14 protein-coding genes are annotated in these 18028 nt (G+C 64.4%); 6 read left to right on the top strand and 8 right to left on the bottom strand.

Features of this window, described 5'->3' with window-relative positions; all coding sequences use genetic code 11:
* Nucleotides 1-108 precede the first annotated feature (108 nt).
* Nucleotides 109-960, bottom strand: a complete 852-nt coding sequence (locus tag NJH59_RS12365) for a TIM44-like domain-containing protein (protein WP_043861520.1) — start codon at nt 958-960, stop codon at nt 109-111.
* 192 nt (nt 961-1152) lie between these two features.
* Nucleotides 1153-3336: a DNA helicase II gene (gene uvrD / locus NJH59_RS12360; protein WP_054916451.1), complete on the bottom strand. Its 2184-nt coding sequence runs from the start codon at nt 3334-3336 to the stop codon at nt 1153-1155.
* A 235-nt stretch (nt 3337-3571) separates the two neighbouring features.
* Between uvrD and NJH59_RS12355 the strand changes: the two genes are divergently transcribed.
* Nucleotides 3572-6442, top strand: coding sequence for an EAL domain-containing protein (locus NJH59_RS12355; protein ID WP_054916452.1), 2871 nt, complete (start codon nt 3572-3574; stop codon nt 6440-6442).
* Between the two features lie 61 nt (nt 6443-6503).
* Here the strand turns inward: NJH59_RS12355 and NJH59_RS12350 are convergent, their stop codons facing one another.
* Nucleotides 6504-6821, bottom strand: a complete 318-nt coding sequence (locus NJH59_RS12350; RefSeq protein ID WP_054916453.1) for a hypothetical protein — start codon at nt 6819-6821, stop codon at nt 6504-6506.
* 84 nt (nt 6822-6905) lie between these two features.
* The gene (gene zwf, locus NJH59_RS12345; RefSeq protein ID WP_078481431.1) at nt 6906-8348 is read right to left on the bottom strand and encodes a glucose-6-phosphate dehydrogenase; all 1443 of its coding nucleotides are present in this window, start codon (nt 8346-8348) and stop codon (nt 6906-6908) included.
* A gap of 104 nt (nt 8349-8452) precedes the next feature.
* On the opposite strand from zwf, the gene hexR reads away from it, so the two are divergent.
* Nucleotides 8453-9319, top strand: a complete 867-nt coding sequence (gene hexR / locus NJH59_RS12340; RefSeq protein WP_043861524.1) for a transcriptional regulator HexR — start codon at nt 8453-8455, stop codon at nt 9317-9319.
* A gap of 162 nt (nt 9320-9481) precedes the next feature.
* On the top strand, nt 9482-9700 hold the full coding sequence (locus tag NJH59_RS12335) for a PA3496 family putative envelope integrity protein (RefSeq protein WP_078481432.1): 219 nt from the start codon (nt 9482-9484) through the stop codon (nt 9698-9700).
* On the opposite strand, the gene NJH59_RS12330 is transcribed toward NJH59_RS12335, so the two are convergent.
* Nucleotides 9642-10589, bottom strand: coding sequence for a LysR family transcriptional regulator (locus NJH59_RS12330; protein WP_253086840.1), 948 nt, complete (start codon nt 10587-10589; stop codon nt 9642-9644). The two genes, NJH59_RS12335 and NJH59_RS12330, sit on opposite strands and share 59 nt — an antisense overlap.
* Nucleotides 10590-10794: 205 nt before the next feature.
* Here NJH59_RS12330 and NJH59_RS12325 point away from each other — a divergent pair, with 205 nt between their 5' ends.
* Both NJH59_RS12325 and oadA read left to right on the top strand, forming a co-directional pair.
* The gene (locus NJH59_RS12325; RefSeq protein WP_043861526.1) at nt 10795-12210 is read left to right on the top strand and encodes an acetyl-CoA carboxylase biotin carboxylase subunit; all 1416 of its coding nucleotides are present in this window, start codon (nt 10795-10797) and stop codon (nt 12208-12210) included.
* Between the two features lie 11 nt (nt 12211-12221).
* A complete protein-coding gene (gene oadA / locus NJH59_RS12320; protein ID WP_043861527.1) occupies nt 12222-14030 on the top strand; it encodes a sodium-extruding oxaloacetate decarboxylase subunit alpha in 1809 nt (602 codons plus the stop codon).
* Between the two features lie 94 nt (nt 14031-14124).
* On the opposite strand, the gene NJH59_RS12315 is transcribed toward oadA, so the two are convergent.
* Together NJH59_RS12315 and NJH59_RS12310 are read right to left on the bottom strand one after the other, a co-directional pair.
* A complete protein-coding gene (locus NJH59_RS12315; RefSeq protein ID WP_054916454.1) occupies nt 14125-14799 on the bottom strand; it encodes a GNAT family protein in 675 nt (224 codons plus the stop codon).
* Between the two features lie 14 nt (nt 14800-14813).
* Complete coding sequence (locus NJH59_RS12310) at nt 14814-15260, bottom strand: GNAT family N-acetyltransferase (protein WP_104571767.1); 447 nt, start codon at nt 15258-15260, stop codon at nt 14814-14816.
* A 108-nt stretch (nt 15261-15368) separates the two neighbouring features.
* On the opposite strand from NJH59_RS12310, the gene NJH59_RS12305 reads away from it, so the two are divergent.
* Nucleotides 15369-16898, top strand: coding sequence for a PLP-dependent aminotransferase family protein (locus NJH59_RS12305; RefSeq protein WP_229589181.1), 1530 nt, complete (start codon nt 15369-15371; stop codon nt 16896-16898).
* Between the two features lie 2 nt (nt 16899-16900).
* Here NJH59_RS12305 and NJH59_RS12300 read toward each other — a convergent pair whose 3' ends face one another.
* Entirely contained in the window at nt 16901-17938 is a 1038-nt protein-coding gene (locus NJH59_RS12300; protein WP_043861530.1) for a histone deacetylase family protein, read from the bottom strand.
* Nucleotides 17939-18028 lie beyond the last annotated feature (90 nt).

The following is an 18028-nucleotide window of genomic DNA, read 5'->3' as shown; positions in this document are numbered from 1 at the left end:
TTCAATCCTCTTACCTTGACGACACGCTGCGCGTTATACCCTAGTAGGACGCTACGCTAAAAGCAAAACCCCGGGCAAGCCCGGGGTTTTTTGTGCAATGCCTCAAGATCAGCCGTTCTGGCGGATCCCTGCGACCAGCCAAGGCTGGTTTTCGCCCTGGGCACGTTCCATGTTCCAGCTTTCGCTGAACACTTCGCCCTGGTCGAAACGCGAGGTTTTCGACACACCGCTGAAGGTCAGGGTGGCGATGGTGCGGTCGGCACGGTCATCCACGCCTTCCAGCTGCACGTTCAGGTCGTCGATGTAGGTGGACTGGAAGCCTTCACCCAGCTCGGCACGTTCCTTTTTCAGGAACTGCAGCATCTGCGGGGTAACGAACTCGGCGATCTTGTCGATCTCGTTGGCGTCCCAGTGCTGCTGCAGGGTCTGGAAGTGGTTGCGTGCAGCGGCCAGGAAGCTCTCTTCATTGAACCAGGCTGGTGCGTTGATCACCGGGCGGGCCGCGGCAGGTGCAGCGGAACCACCGAAGATCGACGGCTGAGCCGGTTGCTCGTGAACTTCACGCTGGAACGGCGCGTGACCGGCAGCGGCCATCTGCGGCTGTTGCTTGCGGCGACGGGCGGCAATGAAACGGAAGATCAGGAAGGCGATGACCGCCATGATCAGGATGTCGAAGATCTGCATGCCCTGGAAGCCGTCGCCCATGAACATGGAGGCCAGCAGGCCACCGGCGGCGAGGCCGGCCAGAGGGCCGAGCCAGCGCGAAGCACCGCTGGCGGCTGCCGGTGGACGGCCTGCCGCATTTGGCGTGGCGGCCGGCGTGGCCGGAGCGGCCTGGCGCGTCTGGTGGGTCGGCGCGGCGCCCGAGCTCTTGCCGCCGCCGAAGCGCTTGGCGTTGGCGTCGAGGCTCAGCGTAAGGCCGATGCACAGCGCCAAGGCGATGCTAAGAAAACGTTGCATAGAAGGGTATTCCCGTTTTGTGGAGTGCACGCGCGCCATGGTGCACAGGTTGTAGGACACATGACTAGCGCCATAATGTTTCTATCTTTTGCTTGGCGCTGTGGGATGTTTATCAAGTGCGTGTAGGAATTGGCCGACACCTTCGCCGGCAAGGCCGGCTCCCACAGGGGACGGCCTTGCCGGCGGAGGGTGTTACAACGGCTCCAGCTTGGCGTAGCCAAGCATCAGCCACTTGCTGCCTTCGGCAAAGTTCACCTGCACCCGCGCCTGGGCACCGGCGCCCTCGAAATTGAGGATCACGCCCTCGCCAAACACCGCGTGCTGCACGCGCTGGCCGAGGTTGAACGCGGTTTCGGGGATGTTCGCCGCACCGAACAGGCTGCTCGAATTCTGTTTCTGACCCGAGCCGAACGGCCGGCTGACGCTGTTGGACAAGCGCACTTCCTGCACCAGCCCCGCAGGGATCTCACGCACGAATCGCGACACCTTGTTGTAGGTTTCGCTGCCGTACAGGCGCCGGGTCTCGGCGTAGGTCATCACCAGCTGCTGCATGGCGCGGGTAATGCCCACATAGGCCAGACGGCGTTCCTCTTCCAGGCGGCCGGGCTCTTCCAGGCTCATCTTGTGCGGGAACAGGCCCTCTTCCATGCCCACCAGGAACACGTGGGGGAACTCCAGGCCCTTGGCGCTGTGCAGGGTCATCAGCTGGATGCTGTCTTCGTGTTCCTCGGCCTGGGCATCGCCGGCCTCGAGGGAGGCGTGGCCCAGGAACGCAGCCAGCGGCGACAGCTCGGCGTCTTCCTCGGCGCTTTCGAAGTTGCGCGCGGCGCTGACCAGTTCTTCAAGGTTTTCTACCCGTGCCTGGCCCTTTTCACCCTTTTCTTCCTGGTGATAGATGATCAGCCCGGACTGCTCGATCACGGTCTGGGTCATCAGGTGCAACGGCATGTCCATGACCTTGGCCGAGAGGTTCTCGATCAGCTCGATGAACGCGGCCAGGGCGCTGGCGGCACGGCCCTTGAGGCCCTTGTTGGCGATCAGCAGGCTCATCGACTCCCACATCGATACCTGGGCGTGACGGGCGTGTTCGCGAATCGCCTCCACGGTCTTCTCGCCGATGCCGCGCGGCGGCACGTTGATCACCCGCTCCAGCGCCGCGTCATTGCCACGCCCTTCAAGCAGGCGCAGGTAGGCCATGGCGTTCTTGATCTCGGCGCGTTCGAAGAAGCGCTGACCACCATAGATGCGGTACGGGATGCGCTCGCGCAGCAGGGCTTCCTCGAGCACCCGCGACTGGGCGTTGGAGCGGTACAGGATGGCGATGTCGCTGCGCGCCATGCCGGTCTTGAGCGCGCTCTCGATGGTCTCGACCACATAGCGCGCTTCGTCGTGTTCGTTGAAGGCGGCGTACAGGCTCAGCGGTTCGCCGTCGCCGCCGTCGGTCCACAGCTCCTTGCCCAGGCGATCACTGTTGTTGGCGATCAGGGCGTTGGCCGCCTTGAGGATGCCGGCGGTGGAGCGGTAGTTCTGCTCCAGGCGGATCATCTGGGTGTCGGGGAAGTCGGCACTGTACTGGTGGATGTTCTCGATCTTGGCGCCGCGCCAGCCATAGATGGACTGGTCGTCGTCGCCCACCACCATCAGGCTGTCACCGCCCTGGGCCAGCAGGCGCAACCAGGCGTACTGCACGGCGTTGGTGTCCTGGAACTCGTCCACCAGCAGGTGGCGGAAGCGCCGCTGGTAGTGTTGCAGCAGGCCCGGGTTGTCGCGCCACAGGTCCAGCGCGCGCAGCAGCAGTTCGGAGAAGTCGATCACGCCGGCGCGCTGGCAGGCTGCCTCGTAGGCCTCGTAGATGCTGCGCATGGTGCCCAGGAACAGGTCGCCGCTGGCCTGGATGTGCTGCGGGCGCAGCCCTTCGTCCTTCTGCCCGTTGATGAACCACTGCGCCTGGCGTACCGGCCAGCGCTGTTCGTCCAGGCCCAGCTCGCGGATCACCCGCTTGACCAGGCGTTGCTGGTCGTCGCTGTCGAGGATCTGGAAGTTCTGGTTCAGCCCCGCTTCCTGCCAGTGGGCACGCAACAGGCGGTGCGCCAGGCCGTGGAAGGTACCCACCCACATGCCGGCCGGGTTGATGCCCATCAACTGCTCGATGCGCTGGCGCATCTCGGCGGCGGCCTTGTTGGTGAAGGTCACCGACAGCACCGAATGGGGTGAGGCCTGCTCGACCTGGATCAACCAGGCGATACGGTGCACCAGCACTCGGGTCTTACCGGAGCCGGCACCGGCCAGAACCAACTGGCGACCAAGCGGGGCCGCTACGGCCTGGCGTTGGGCGTCGTTGAGGGAGTTCAACAGGAGGGAGAGGTCATCGCGCATCCGGCCATTTTAGGGGCGCAAGCGAGCCGGGGGCAAACCCATGGTGGAAAAAGATCGCCCAAGGCGCCGCCCGCTCATCGGTCGCGCCCCTTGGCCCGCGTGCTTGAGGGCTCGGCACTGAAACCAGGTTCCATAATTGCCACGCACAATTTATGACCCAGAGCAGTTTGGCCCAGGCGCCTGCTTGTGTATGCTCCGTGCTCGTTCGAGGCTCACCATTACAAGAACATTGCCTATGACCTTCGCATCTGCCTCCGTCAGCGTGCCGCTGGAAGCGCGCCGCGGTATTCGCAAACAGTTCGCCACGCAACTGGCCGTCGAGCGTACCCGTCTGTTGTACCAGGGCTCGTTGCTGCCCACCCTGTTCATGCTGCTCAACGGCCTGGTGTGTGCCTGGCTGCTGTGGAGCCCGCAGCGCTACCTGCTGGTCAGTGTGTGGATCGTCTGGTTGATGGCGCTGGTAGCGCTGCGGGTCATTCAGGTGGCGGCCTTCGACGCGGCGATGCCCGATCGACAGGTGCAACCGACCTGGTGGCGCATGTTCCTGCTCGGTTCGGCCTTCAGCGGCCTGACCCTGGCCAGCGCGGCGATTGCCCTGGTGCCTGTGGATAACTTCGTGCAACAAGCCTGGGTCTTCGGCTTGCTGGGGGCCGCGACCCTGTCGGCGAGCGTGGCCTACGCGGTCAGCCTGCCGGCGTTCCTGAGTTTCACCTTGCCGTGCCTGCTGCCGCCGATCGCGTTCCTGTTCTGGCGCGGTGACGAGCAGCAGCAGGGCTGGGGCTGGCTGGGGCTGATCCTGCTCGGCGCGTTGATGGTGGTGGCCTGGCAGGTCAATCGGCTGATCGAGGGGGGCCTGTTGCGCCGCTTTCAGAACCAGGCGCTGATAGAGCACCTGCAGGCCGCGCAGGCGCGCAGCGAGCGGCTCAACAAGGCCCTGGCGACCGAGGTCGAGCAGCGTCGGCTGATCGAGGAGCAACTGCGTCAGGCCCAGGCCGGGCTGGAATCGAGGGTGGCGCAGCGCAGCCAGGAGCTGGACCGCGCCAACCAGGCCCTGAGCAAGAGCGAGCAGCGCCTGGCCCTGGCGCTGGAAGCCAGTGAGCTGGGGCTGTGGGACTGGAATCTGGAAACCGACGAGGTGCATCACACCCAACTGCACGAGCTGTTCGGCCTGAACCCGGAGCAGGTGCGGGCGGTGCAGGCGCACCTCAAGCCGCGCCTGCACCCGGATGACGTACCGGCGCTCAAGCGCGCCCTGGTCGACCACCTCAAGGGGCGCACCGACGATTACCGTATCGAGTACCGCTTCCGCCACGCCCAGGGCCACTGGTGCTGGATCGAGGACCGCGGCCGCGCGGTGGAGCGCGATGCCGCCGGGCGGGTGGTGCGCATGCTCGGCACCCGGCGCGACGTGAGCGCGCGCAAGGCCCAGCAGGAACAGCAACGCCTGGCCGCAACCGTATTCGAGGCGGCCAGCGAAGGCATCGCGATCATGGGGCCGGACTATGCCGTACTGGCCGCCAACCAGGCGTTCTGCCACATGACCGGCTACGTGCGCGAAGAACTGCTGGGGCGCAATGCGCTGGAGCTGCCATGCAGCCGCGACGCGCGCCGGCACTACGGTGCCATCGACCAGGCCCTGGCGCAGCAGGGGCGCTGGGAAGGCGAGCTGGTTGAGGCGCGCAAGAGCGGGGAACTCTACCCGCAGTGGCTGCAACTGACCGGCGTGACGGATGCGCGTGGCCAGGTCGGCACCATCGTGGGTTTCTTCACCGACCTGTCGGCACGCCGCGAGTCCGAAGAGCGCCTGCGGTACCTTGCGCACTACGACGAACTGACCGGCCTGGCCAACCGCGCGTTGTTCCGCCTGCGTCTGCATGAAGCCGGCCAGCGCCTGCGTGGCAGCGGTCGCAGCCTGGCGCTGCTGCACATCGACCTGGACCGCTTCAAGTTGCTCAACGACAGCCTGGGCCACGAACTGGCCGACCGGCTGCTCAAGACCATGGCCCAGCGCATCGGCAACGCAGTGCCCGAGGCCGATACCGTGGCGCGTCTGTCCGGTGACGAGTTCGTGGTGCTGTTCGACGGCTATTCACACCTGTCCAGCCTGGTGCGGGTGGCGACGCGCCTGCTGGACAAGCTGCGCGTGCCGCTGCGTGTCGACGGGCACGAGCTGGTGATCAGCGCTTCAGTGGGGGTCAGTCTGCTACCCGATGCCAGCCTGGATGTCAGCACCCTGGTGAGCCAGGCCAACATGGCCATGCAGCACGCCAAGCACCTCGGCGGCGACGGGTTCCAGTTCTACACCGAGAGCCTGCAGGCCAGCACCCTGGAGCGCCTGCAACTGGAGAACCAGCTGCGCAAGGCCATCGAAGAGCGCCAGCTGGAGGTCTATTACCAGCCCAAACTGTGCCTGACCAGCGGCCGCCTGCAGGCTGCCGAGGCCCTGGTGCGCTGGCATCACCCGCAGGTGGGCATGGTGCCACCGGGCGACTTCATCGGCCTGGCCGAAGAGACCGGGCTGATCGCGCCGATGGGCGAGTTCGTGTTGCGCCAGGCGTGCTGGCAGGCCTGTGAATGGCAACGGCAGGGGCTGGCGCCGATTCGCGTGTCGGTGAACCTGTCGGTGTATCAGTTGCGCCAGGGCAAGCTGGTCAGCCTGGTGCGTCAGGTGCTGGAAGACAGCGGCCTGGCACCGCACCTGCTGGAGCTGGAGCTGACCGAAAGCCAGTTGCTCGACAGCGTGGAGCACATCATCGCGACCTTTCATCAGCTGCATGAACTGGGGGTCAAGCTGGCCATCGACGATTTCGGCACCGGCTATTCGTCGCTCAGCTACCTCAAGCGTTTTCCGGTGAATTACGTGAAGATCGACCAGACCTTCATCCGTGGCCTGCACGAAGGCAGCGAGGACGCCGCAATCACCCGTGCGATCATTGTCATGGCCCACAGCCTGGGCCTGCAGGTAGTGGCCGAAGGGGTGGAAACCCAGGAGCAGCTGGCGTTTCTGCGCGAGCAGGGCTGCGATGAGGTGCAGGGCTACCTGATCAGCCGGCCGGTGGAGGCCGACAGCCTGGCCGCCTTGCTGCGTGAAGATCGGCGCTGGTAGCCCTACGGCCAGGGCCCCGATCAACGGGGCCCTGGCGTTGTAACAAGTCGCAGCCTGCCGGTCAGTGAGTGACCAGGATCTCCTCCAGGCTCACCAGCAGTTTGCCGTCGTGGAAAATATCCACTTTCGGGATGTTGCTGTGGTCGCCGTCCATTTCGAAACAGACCGCACGTTCGGTGATCACCTGGGCAGCCAGGGCGTCCACGTTCTCCAGCTTCAGTTCCAGCGCCAGGGCGTGCGATTTGTCCTGGATGGCGCGTTTCACCAGCACCGGCACGATGGCCGAGGTGGCGACTTCCACGGTGCCATACACTCGAAACCTGGCGTTGCCCGGCATCTTGTCGTTCTGCGCGATCCAGCCTTTTGCTTTCAGGGACATTCCTTTGTACTCCATTCGATGGTGGGTGGGATGTTGCGTGCCCACTATCGAACAGCGCGGCTGCACCCGGCAGCCGGAAAGCTTTCAACCGTGCCAGGCGCGTCCCTGGTGAGCCAGCAGGCTGTGGGCCTGGTCCGGGCCATTGGAGCCGGCCGGGTAAGGGCGGGGGGCCTGGAAGTGCTCCTGCCAGCCAGTCAGGATCGGGTCGATCCAGGCCCATGCGGCCTCCACTTCGTCGCGGCGCATGAACAGGGTCGAGTCGCCGTCCAGAACATCCAGCAGCAGGCGTTCGTAGGCGTCCCAGCGTCGTGCCTGGCCGAACACCTGGGCCAGGTTCAGGTTCAGTTCCACCGGCTCCAGGCGCATGCCCTTGCCCGGTGCCTTGGTCATCATCTGCAGGCTGATGCGCTCGTCGGGCTGCAGCTGGATCAGCAACTGGTTGGCCTGGTCGCCGTCGAACAGGCGATGGGGCACCGGCTTGAACTGGATGACGATCTGCGAGGAGCGCTTGGCCATGCGCTTGCCGGTACGCAGGTAGAAGGGTACGCCGGCCCAGCGCCAGTTGTTGATGTGGGCTTCGACGGCGACAAAGGTTTCGGTGTCGCTGTCGTTGTCCACGTCCTTCTCGAAGTAGTAGGCCGGAACCTCCTGCCCGCCGATCTTGCCGGCGCTGTACTGGCCGCGCACGGTCTTGTCCTGCACGTCCTGCCCGGTGATGGGTTTGAGGGCCTTGAGGATCTTGACCTTTTCATCGCGCACCGCCTCGGCCTCGAACTGCGCAGGTGGCTCCATGGCTACCAGGCAGAGCAGTTGCAGCAGGTGGTTCTGCAGCATGTCGCGGGTGGCGCCGGCACGGTCGTAGTAGCCGCCGCGGTTTTCCACACCGAGGGTTTCGCACACGCTGATCTGCACGTGGTCCACCTGGTTGGTGCGCCACACCGGTTCCAGCAGCGCGTTGGCGAAGCGCAATGCCATGAGGTTCTGCACCGTCTCCTTGCCCAGGTAGTGGTCGATGCGAAACACCTGGGATTCAGCGAACACCGCGCCGATGGCGCTGTTGATCGTGGTGGCGGACTCCAGCGAGTGGCCGATGGGTTTTTCCAGCACGATACGCGCTTCGCTGTCGACCAGCCCGGCCACCTGCAGGTGGGTGGCGATGGGCACGAACAGGTTGGGTGCGGTGGCCAGGTAGTAGACCCGCGTCAGCCCGCCGGGCTCGCCCAGAAAGCGGGCGAGGCGGCCGAAATCGGCGCTCTGCATGGCGTCCATGGAGAAGTAGTCCAGGCGCGTGGAAAAGCGGTGCCACACCTCGTCGCTGAAGTCCTGGGGCACGATCTGGGCGCGGCAGCGGCGTTCGACCAGCTTGAGAAATTCAATCCGTGGCAAGGGCCGGCGGGCCAGGGCGATGATCCGCACGGCGTTGTGCAGACGGCCTTCGCGAAACAGGTGGTAGAGCGCTGGAAGCAGTTTGTTCAGGGCCAGGTCGCCGGTGCCGCCGAACACCAGAATGTCGCACGGGATAGTCAATGCCACCACTCTCCAAGATCGTTTAGCTGGGCGGGTCGCCGGTCATGTAGTATAACTACAAGAAAGCTACAACCCGGTCAGCCGATCATAACCGAGTCCTGCCCTTGAATCTGTTGCAACACATCGCCCAGTCGCGCCATCTGCTACGCAAATCGGAACTGAAGGTTGCCGATCACGTATTGCTCGATCCAGCGGCTGTCATGCATAGCTCCATGGCTGATCTGGCGCACAGCGTCGGGATCAGCGAGCCGACCATTGTGCGTTTCTGCCGGGCGATCGGTTGCACCGGTTTCCAGGACCTCAAGCTCAAGCTGGCGCAAAGCCTGGCGGCGGGTGCGAGCTTCGGTCAGTTCGCGATTCATGAAGACGATTCGGTAGCCGACTACAGCCTGAAGATCTTCGACACCACCCTGCACACCCTGATGGAAGTGCGCGAGCACCTCGATGCCCAGGCATTGCAGCGTGCCGTGACGGCCATGGCCCAGGCGCAGCGCGTGGAGTTCTACGGGTTTGGTGCATCGGGTGCGGTGGCTGCCGATGCCCAGCACAAATTCTTCCGCCTGTTGCTGACGGCGGCGGCGTATTCCGACCCGCACATGCAGGCGATGTCGGCGGTCACCCTCAAGCCGGGTGACGTAGCGATCTGCATTTCCCAGTCAGGGCGTTCCAAGGACCTGCTGATCACTGCCAACCTGGTGCGTGAAAGCGGTGCGACGCTGATCACCCTGTGCCCGAGCCAGACCCCGCTGGCCGAACTGTCCACGGTCAACCTGGCCATCGACGTGCATGAAGACACCGAAATCTACACCCCGCTGACCTCACGTATCGCCCACCTGGTGGTGATCGACGTGCTGGCCATGGGCGTTGCCATGGCGCGCGGGCCGAGCCTGGTCAACCACCTCAAGAGCGTCAAGCGCAGCTTGCGCAGCCTGCGCCTGTCGCCCAAGTCGATCAAGGCGATGGACGACTGATCGTCTTGCACCGCCCGAGCTGACACCTTCGCTGGCTTGCCAGCGAAGGGCAGCACCGCATACCACGCCTGATTGTTCATGCTTTTGTAACCCTCCCGCCGCCAAACCGTAACCCCGCCCGGGCACGCTGAAACTCCCCGCAATCGACCAGGGAGACACGCAATGGCTCGTGAATTCGATGGCTCGCACCAACCTACCGCCAAGTCCCGCAAGCAGCAGGAAAAGGATCAGCGCCGCATGGAGTTTCGCCGCGCGATCGAAAGCTATTCCGAGCAGCGCCAATTGCTGCAGGACATCGCCGACTACCCCGAACTGCACGCTGTCAGCGTATGGCAGGTGTCAGCGGCGACGTCCCCGAGAAACGCTCAACAAGCGCGCTGATCTGCGCACGTTCGCTGCGGATGAACGCAACAAAGGCCAGGGCCACCGGCGACTGCCGCTTGGCCTTGGCCTGCACCACGCACCAGCTGCGATACAGCGGCAGCTCCTCTACCGGCAGCTCGCGCAGCACCCCGGTGGCCAGTTCCATGTTCAGTGCATGCCGGGTCAAAAGGGCGATGCCAAGGCCTGCGATCACGCATTCGCGCTGGGCGTCGGCCGATGCCACTTCCAGGGTCTGAGTGAAGTGCACGCGCTTTTCCTTGAAGTACTCCTCGCACGCCTTGCGCGTGCCCGAACCCTGTTCGCGCACCAGCAGCGTATGCGGCTCCAGGTCCTGCAGGCGCAGGCTGTCGAGCGTGCACAGCGGGTGATCGGGCGGGGCCACGGCCACGATCGGGTTGTTCAGGAAGGGCAAAAACTCCAGGCCCATGTCCTGCGGCACCATCGACATGATGATCAGGTCGTCGCGGTTGTCCGACAGGCGCCGGATGGCCTGGGCGCGGTTGACCACGGTGAGGGTCAGGTTGACCTCCGGGTGCAGGCGCTTGAAGGCGGCGAACAGGTGCGGCACGAAGTACTTGGCGCTCGATTCCACCGCCAGCTTGAGCTGGCCCTGCAGCGAGCCCTGCATGTCCGACAGCTGCATGTCGAGGCTCTCCAGGCGTCCGAAGATGTCCCGGCTGGCGCGCTGCAGCGCCTCGGCGGCCTCGGTGAGGTAGAGCTTCTTGCCGACGTACTCGAACAGCGGCTGGCCTACCAGTTCTTCGAGCTGGCGGATCTGTAGACTAACGGCGGGTTGCGTCAGCGACATCTCCTCGGCGGCCCGGCTGTAGGAACGCAAATCACACACTTCATTGAAGATCTGCAATTGACGCAATGTCATACGCATCAATGACTTACGCATATTTCCCGTCGCCTCGGCAAAACCCTGTTACGGCACTATAAGCAATTGCTAATGCTGCCCCTAACAAATATTGATTTTTGTTTATTCACGTTCGGCGCTAGGGTGATTATACGACTGGCCAGCGACGTCTGGTCACGCGCCGACCGGTACTGCCGGTTCGTTTGTTACCAACGGCTTTGGGAAGACTCCAGTGATAAAAAAAATCCTGATCGCCAACCGGGGTGAAATCGCAGTACGCATTGTGCGTGCCTGCGCCGAGATGGGCATTCGCTCGGTGGCGATCTATTCCGACGCCGACCGTCACGCCCTGCACGTAAAGCGTGCGGACGAGGCCCATAGCATCGGTGCCGAACCCCTGGCCGGTTATCTCAACCCGCGCAAGCTGGTGAACCTGGCAGTGGAAACCGGCTGCGATGCGTTGCACCCGGGCTATGGTTTTCTGTCGGAGAACGCGGAGCTGGCGGACATCTGCGCCGAACGCGGGATCAAGTTCATCGGCCCGGCCGCCGAAGTCATTCGCCGCATGGGCGACAAGACCGAGGCGCGGCGCAGCATGATCAAGGCCGGCGTACCGGTCACCCCGGGCACCGAAGGCAACGTGGCCGACATCCACGAAGCCCTGGAAGAGGGCGACCGCATCGGTTACCCGGTTATGCTCAAGGCCACTTCCGGCGGCGGCGGGCGCGGCATTCGTCGCTGCAACAGCCGCGAAGAACTCGAGCAGGCCTTTCCGCGGGTGATTTCCGAAGCCACCAAGGCATTCGGTTCGGCCGAGGTGTTCCTGGAAAAATGCATCGTCAACCCCAAGCACATCGAGGCGCAGATCCTGGGTGACAGCTTCGGCAACGTGGTGCACCTGTTCGAGCGCGACTGCTCTATCCAGCGCCGCAACCAGAAGCTCATCGAGATCGCCCCCAGCCCGCAGCTGACCCCCGAACAGCGCGCCTACATCGGCGACCTGTCGGTGCGCGCGGCCAAGGCCGTGGGCTACGAGAATGCCGGTACCGTGGAGTTCCTGCTCGCCGATGGCGAGGTGTACTTCATGGAAATGAACACCCGGGTGCAGGTGGAGCACACCATCACCGAGGAAATCACCGGTATCGACATCGTTCGCGAACAGATCCGCATCGCCTCGGGCCTGCCGCTGTCGGTCAAGCAGGAAGACATCCAGCACCGCGGCTTCGCGCTGCAGTTCCGGATCAATGCAGAAGACCCGAAAAACAACTTTCTGCCCAGCTTCGGCAAGATCACCCGCTACTACGCCCCCGGCGGCCCGGGCGTGCGCACCGACACGGCGATCTACACCGGCTACACCATCCCGCCGTTCTACGACTCGATGTGCCTGAAGCTGGTGGTCTGGGCACTGACCTGGGAAGAAGCCATGGACCGCGGCCTGCGGGCCCTGGACGACATGCGCCTGCAGGGGGTCAAGACCACCGCCGCGTACTACCAGGAAATCCTGCGCAACCCGGAATTCCGTAGCGGCCAGTTCAACACCAGCTTCGTCGAAAGCCACCCTGAACTGACCAACTACTCGATCAAGCGCAAACCCGAAGAGCTGGCCCTGGCCATCGCCGCCGCCATCGCCGCCCACGCAGGCCTGTGAGGAACCCTACAATGTCCAAGAAAATTTTCGTAACCGACACGATCCTGCGCGACGCCCACCAATCGCTGCTGGCCACCCGCATGCGCACCGACGACATGCTGCCGATCTGCGACAAGCTCGACAAGGTGGGCTACTGGTCGCTGGAAGTGTGGGGCGGCGCGACCTTCGACGCCTGCGTGCGCTTCCTCAAGGAAGACCCGTGGGAGCGCCTGCGCAAGCTGCGCGCAGCACTGCCCAACACCCGGCTGCAGATGCTGCTGCGCGGCCAGAACCTGCTTGGCTACCGGCACTACAGCGATGACGTGGTCAAGGCCTTCGTGGCCAAGGCAGCAGTCAACGGCATCGATGTGTTCCGCATCTTCGACGCCATGAACGACGTGCGAAACCTGCGCGTGGCCATCGAGGCCGTGAAGGCGGCCGGCAAGCATGCCCAGGGCACCATCGCCTACACCACCAGCCCGGTGCACACCATCGAGGCGTTCGTGGCCCAGGCCAAGCAGATGGAAGCCATGGGCTGCGATTCCATCGCGATCAAGGACATGGCCGGCCTGCTGACCCCCTACGCCACCGGCGAGCTGGTCAAGGCACTCAAGGCCGAGCAGTCGCTGCCGGTGTTCATCCACAGCCACGACACGGCCGGCCTGGCCGCGATGTGCCAGCTCAAGGCCATCGAAAACGGTGCCGACCATATCGACACCGCCATCTCCAGCTTCGCCTGGGGCACCAGCCACCCGGGCACCGAATCGATGGTTGCAGCGCTCAAGGGCAGCGAGTTCGATACCGGCCTGGACCTGCAACTGCTGCAGGAGATCGGCCTGTACTTCTATGCCGTGCGCAAGAAGTACCACCAGTTCGAAAGCGAGTTCACCGCCGTGGATACCCGCGTGCAGGTCAACCAGGTACCGGGCGGGATGATTTCCAACCTGGCCAACCAGCTCAAGGAGCAGGGTGCGCTCAACCGCATGAACGAAGTGCTGGCCGAGATCCCGCGGGTGCGTGAAGACCTCGGCTTCCCGCCGCTGGTCACGCCCACCTCGCAGATCGTCGGCACCCAGGCGTTCTTCAACGTGCTGGCCGGCGAGCGCTACAAGACCATCACCAACGAGGTGAAGCTGTACCTGCAGGGCGGCTACGGCAAGGCACCGGGGGTGGTCGACGAGAAGCTGCGTCGCCAGGCCATCGGCAGCGAAGACGTCATCGACGTGCGCCCCGCCGACCTGCTCAAGCCCGAGATGACCAAGCTGCGTGCCGACATCGGCAGCCTGGCCAAGTCCGAAGAAGACGTGCTGACCTTCGCCATGTTCCCGGACATCGGGCGCAAGTTCCTTGAAGAGCGTGAAGCCGGCAGCCTGACCCCTGAAGTGCTGCTGCCGATTCCGGAAGCCGGCGCGGTGGCCTCGGCCGGTGGCGAAGGCGTACCAACCGAGTTCGTGATCGACGTGCACGGCGAGACCTACCGCGTGGATATCACCGGTGTGGGCGTCAAGGCCGAAGGCAAGCGCCACTTCTACCTGTCCATCGACGGCATGCCGGAAGAGGTGGTGTTCGAGCCGCTCAACGAGTTCGTCGGCGGTGGCAGCAGCAAGCGCAAGCAGGCCAGCGAGCCGGGCCATGTGAGCACCACCATGCCGGGCAACATCGTCGATGTGCTGGTCAAGCAGGGCGACACGGTCAAGGCCGGCCAGGCGGTGCTGATCACCGAAGCGATGAAGATGGAAACCGAGGTGCAATCGGCCATCGCCGGCAAGGTTGCAGCCATACACGTGGCCAAGGGCGACCGGGTCAACCCGGGCGAGATCCTGATCGAGATCGAAGGCTGACTCAGGCCTTCATCTGCAAGCGGTTAACCTCTGGGGAGCGAATTGCTCCCCTTTTTTTATCTTCTGTTGGATACGCCCGCTCCGGGTACCGGCCTCACGCACCCGTACGGCACGCTTCCAGCGTCTTGAGCTGACCCTCTGGGCGCTGGTTGTCCTCGCTCAGCCAGCGTTCGAAACCAGCGGCAATGGCCGGCCATTCGTCATCGGTGATGGAGTACCAGGCCGTGTCGCGGTTGTGGTCCTTGGTCACCATGTGCTTGCGAAACACCCCTTCGAAGGTGAACCCGAAACGCTCGGCCGCGCGCTTGGAGCGGGCATTGTCGTTGTTGCACTTCCATTCCAGTCGCCGGTTGCCCAGGGCGAAGGCCTGCTTGCCCAGCAGGTAGATGGCCTCGGTGCCCTTGGGCGTGCGCTGCATGGCCGCGCCGAAGGCAATGTGGCCGATCTCGATACGGCCCTGCTCGGGCACGATCGACATCAGGCTGAGGATACCCTGGGTCTGCCCGCTGGCCAGGTCGATCACGCTGTAGAACAGCGGGTCGCTGCTGGCGGCGTTGCTGTCTAGCCAGTGGTCGAAGTCTTCGCGCTCGGTGAATGGTCCGTAGGCCAGGTACTTCCACAGTGTCTGGTCGGCCTCGGGGCCCTGGAACACCGCCCACAGGTGCTCGCGGTCGCGGCGCGGGTCGAGTTTTTCCAGGCGGATGAAGCGCCCGACCAGCGGGACAGGCTGCGGGGCCTTGGCCGGCCGCCAGTTCAACGGTGTGCTCATGGTGGCTTCTCCGATTACAGGGCTTTGCGGAACTGGATGAAACCCGGCCGTTCGGCCACCTGTTCATACAGCGAAATACCGGTGGCATTGGTTTCATGGGTCAGCCAGTGCACTTTGGTGCAGCCGGCCTGGCGCGCCGTGTCGTACACCAGCTCGATCAGTTGGCGGCCCACGCCCTTGCCGCGCTGGTTGGCGTCGACATACAGATCCTGCAGGTAGCAGGCGTTTTCCACCGTCCAGTTGGAGCGGTGATAGATCCAGTGCACCATGCCCACCGCCTTGCCATCGACCCAGGCCAGCGCAGCGTTGGTCGGCTCGCTGGCGTCGAGCATGCGCTGCCAGGTCACGGCACTGACCGCCTCATCGATGCGGGTCTCATAGAAACGCTGGTAGGCCTGCCACAGCGGCAGCCAGGCGGCGTGGTCATCGGCGGTCACGGGGCGCAGGGTCACGGTAGACATCGAAGGATCCTTGTGTGCGATACAGGGGGTTGGCGAATGGCCCCATCCTAGGCAGGCTATTGGCTTATGGTAAGAGCCATTTCCGGCTTATTTGGCAGGTCCAATTTCATGAGCGAACGTAGCGTTGCCTTGCCCTTCGACCCCACCGGCATCGTGCTGGACCGTCGTCAGGGGCTCAGTCGCCAGTTGTACCAGGCGCTGCGCCAGCGCGTGCTGGACGGGCGACTGGGTAGCGGCACGCGTCTTCCCGCCACCCGCGACATGGCCGCAGCGCTGGCCGTCTCACGTAACAGCGTAGTTCGTGCCTACGACCAGCTGTATGCCGAAGGCTATATCGAAAGCCGGGTGGGCGATGGTACCTACGTCAGTCAGCTGCCAAAACTATCCACAAAACTGTCCACAGGGTTATCCCTGGGTTTTTCCACAGGGTTATCCACAAAAACGGGTGATTGCACTGAGGATTTATCCAGTAAAGTTATCCACACGGACGTGCTGGAGCGCCTGGAAAACAATCATTTATCCGTGCATGAGCCTCGTGCGCCGCGGGCTTTTCAGGTTGGCATACCGGCCTTCGACCTGTTCCCCTTCGAGGTGTGGGCCAAGCTGCAGGCGGGTTTCTGGCGAAATCCCGACCCGGCGTCACTCGGTTACGGCGACCCGGCCGGAGAACCGCTGCTGCGCGAGCTGATTGCCACCTACCTGCGTCGCTCCCGTGGGTTGTCCTGCGTGGCTGAACAAATTGTGATCACCAGTGGTGCGCAGCAGGCAATCAGCCTTTGTGCACAGCTGCTGCTGGCGCCCGGTGACGGTGTGGCTGTGGAAAACCCCGGCTATCGTGCGGCGGGCAAAGCCTTCGCCATGGCGGGCGCGAAGGTGCATGGCGTGGGGGTGGATCTCGACGGGTTGCAGTGCGCTGCCCTGGCCCAGTTGCCCAACTGTCGCCTGAGCTACGTTACCCCCGCGCATCAGTACCCCACCGGCGTCACCCTGAGCCTGGCGCGTCGCCTGGAACTGCTGGCCTGGGCCGAGCGCAACGACAGCTGGATCATCGAGGACGACTACGACGGCGAGTACCGCTACAGCGGCGCGCCGCTGGCCCCGCTGGCAGCCCTGGACCGCAGCGGACGGGTGCTGTATGTCGGCACCTTCGGCAAGGTGGCCTTCCCGGCGCTGCGTCTGGGCTACCTTGTGCTGCCGGCCCGGCTGGTGGAGGCATTCTCGCGCTTTCGGGCGTTGGCGGTGCGCCATTCCGAGGTCGGCACACAGGCGGTGATGGCGCAGTTCATGGCCAAAGGGCACTTCCAGCGTCATATCCGGCGCATGCGCCGCGCGGCGCTGAGCCGGCGCAATGCGCTACTGGCCGGCTGGCCGAAGGCTGTGGCGGGGCTGGGAGCCTTGCCGGAGGTGGCGGCGGGCCTGCACCTGAAGATCGATGTGCACAGCCAGGCGCGCGAACGGGAGCTGATCGCCCGTGCTGCAGCGGTGGGTGTCGAACTCAATGCGCTGAGTGATTACTGGTTGCCCGACACGCCGCTGCCTGTGGATAAGCGTGCCGGACTGGTGCTGGGGTTCGCGGCCGTGAACGAGGCCGCGATTGCCCAGGCCCTGGCACGCCTTGCACGTGCCTGGGCCGACTGAGCCTAGCCTTGACGGGCGCGCTCGAAGCCCTCGAGCACGTTGACCGCGTTGACGCCGATTTCGGCCACGGCATAGCCACCTTCCATGATGAACAGGGTCGGCTTGCCCAACTGCGCGATGCGCTCGCCCATGGCCAGGTAGTCGGGGCTGTCGAGCTTGAATTGCGAGATCGGGTCGTCCTTGAAGGTGTCCACGCCCAGCGAGATCACCAGCACTTCGGGGTCATACGCGCCGATGCGTTCGCAGGCTTCGTCCAGCGCGCCGCGCCAGGTGGCCCAGTCGCTGCCTGCCGGCAGCGGGTAGTTGAAGTTGCAGCCCAGCCCGTCGCCTTCGCCGTGCTCGTCGGCATAGCCGAGGAAGAACGGGAATTCGGCTTGCGGGTCGCCATGGATCGAGGCGAACAGCACGTCGTTGCGCGCGTAGAAGATCTGCTGGGTACCGTTGCCGTGGTGGTAGTCCACATCCAGGATCGCCACGCGCTGGCGACCGTGGTCGATGAAGGCCTGGGCGGCGATCGCGGCGTTGTTCAGATAGCAGTAGCCCCCCATCACGTCGCTGGCGGCATGATGCCCCGGTGGCCGGCACAAGGCGAAGGCGCTGTGGGCACCGGCCTGCACCGCCGCCTGTGCGGTCAGGGCAACCTGCGCCGAGCTGTAGGCGGCCTGCCAGGTGCCGGCGGTGATCGGTGCACCGGCGTCGAAGCTGTAATAGCCCAGCTCGCCATGCAGGCCGCTGGGTTTGACCTGGCGCAGGCTGCGCGCCGGCCAGGTGAACGGCAGCAGGTCGCCGTCATGGCCCAGTGCGCTCCAGCGCTGCCAGGCGCCCTGGAAGAAATCCAGGTAGTCGGCGCTGTGCACGCGCAGCAGCGGTGCGCGGCCAAAATCGGTAGGGCCTTCGACGGGCCCCAGGCCCTGGGCCTTGACCCGCTCGAGCACATGGTCGGCACGCGAGGGCATTTCGAAGCAGGGCATCAACTGCCCGTCGATCAGCTCGCAGCGGCCGTGGTGCAGGCGATGGTCATCGGAATAGATCGTCAGCATTTTTTGTTCTCCGGGTTTACTGGCGTGGCCCCATTGTCGAGAGGTACGCCCACGGGCAGAACGGCGCAAACGGCCAAAAGGGGATCGATA

The sequence above is a fragment of the Pseudomonas sp. VE 267-6A genome, from assembly GCF_024126555.1.
Lineage (GTDB): Bacteria > Pseudomonadota > Gammaproteobacteria > Pseudomonadales > Pseudomonadaceae > Aquipseudomonas > Aquipseudomonas palmensis.
The sequence above is the reverse complement of the archived record's forward strand: the minus strand, read 5'-3'. Positions and strand labels throughout refer to the sequence as shown.

What these genes read in the sequence shown, in the direction of transcription:
- NJH59_RS12365 (WP_043861520.1), bottom strand. Translation starts at nt 960, where the DNA reads ATGCAACGTTTTCTTAGCATCGCCTTGGCGCTGTGCATCGGCCTTACG.
- uvrD (WP_054916451.1), bottom strand. Translation starts at nt 3,336, where the DNA reads ATGCGCGATGACCTCTCCCTCCTGTTGAACTCCCTCAACGACGCCCAA.
- NJH59_RS12355 (WP_054916452.1), top strand. Translation starts at nt 3,572, where the DNA reads ATGACCTTCGCATCTGCCTCCGTCAGCGTGCCGCTGGAAGCGCGCCGC.
- NJH59_RS12350 (WP_054916453.1), bottom strand. Translation starts at nt 6,821, where the DNA reads ATGTCCCTGAAAGCAAAAGGCTGGATCGCGCAGAACGACAAGATGCCG.
- NJH59_RS12335 (WP_078481432.1), top strand. Translation starts at nt 9,482, where the DNA reads ATGGCTCGTGAATTCGATGGCTCGCACCAACCTACCGCCAAGTCCCGC.
- NJH59_RS12330 (WP_253086840.1), bottom strand. Translation starts at nt 10,589, where the DNA reads ATGCGTATGACATTGCGTCAATTGCAGATCTTCAATGAAGTGTGTGAT.
- oadA (WP_043861527.1), top strand. Translation starts at nt 12,222, where the DNA reads ATGTCCAAGAAAATTTTCGTAACCGACACGATCCTGCGCGACGCCCAC.
- NJH59_RS12315 (WP_054916454.1), bottom strand. Translation starts at nt 14,799, where the DNA reads ATGAGCACACCGTTGAACTGGCGGCCGGCCAAGGCCCCGCAGCCTGTC.
- NJH59_RS12310 (WP_104571767.1), bottom strand. Translation starts at nt 15,260, where the DNA reads ATGTCTACCGTGACCCTGCGCCCCGTGACCGCCGATGACCACGCCGCC.
- NJH59_RS12305 (WP_229589181.1), top strand. Translation starts at nt 15,369, where the DNA reads ATGAGCGAACGTAGCGTTGCCTTGCCCTTCGACCCCACCGGCATCGTG.
- NJH59_RS12300 (WP_043861530.1), bottom strand. Translation starts at nt 17,938, where the DNA reads ATGCTGACGATCTATTCCGATGACCATCGCCTGCACCACGGCCGCTGC.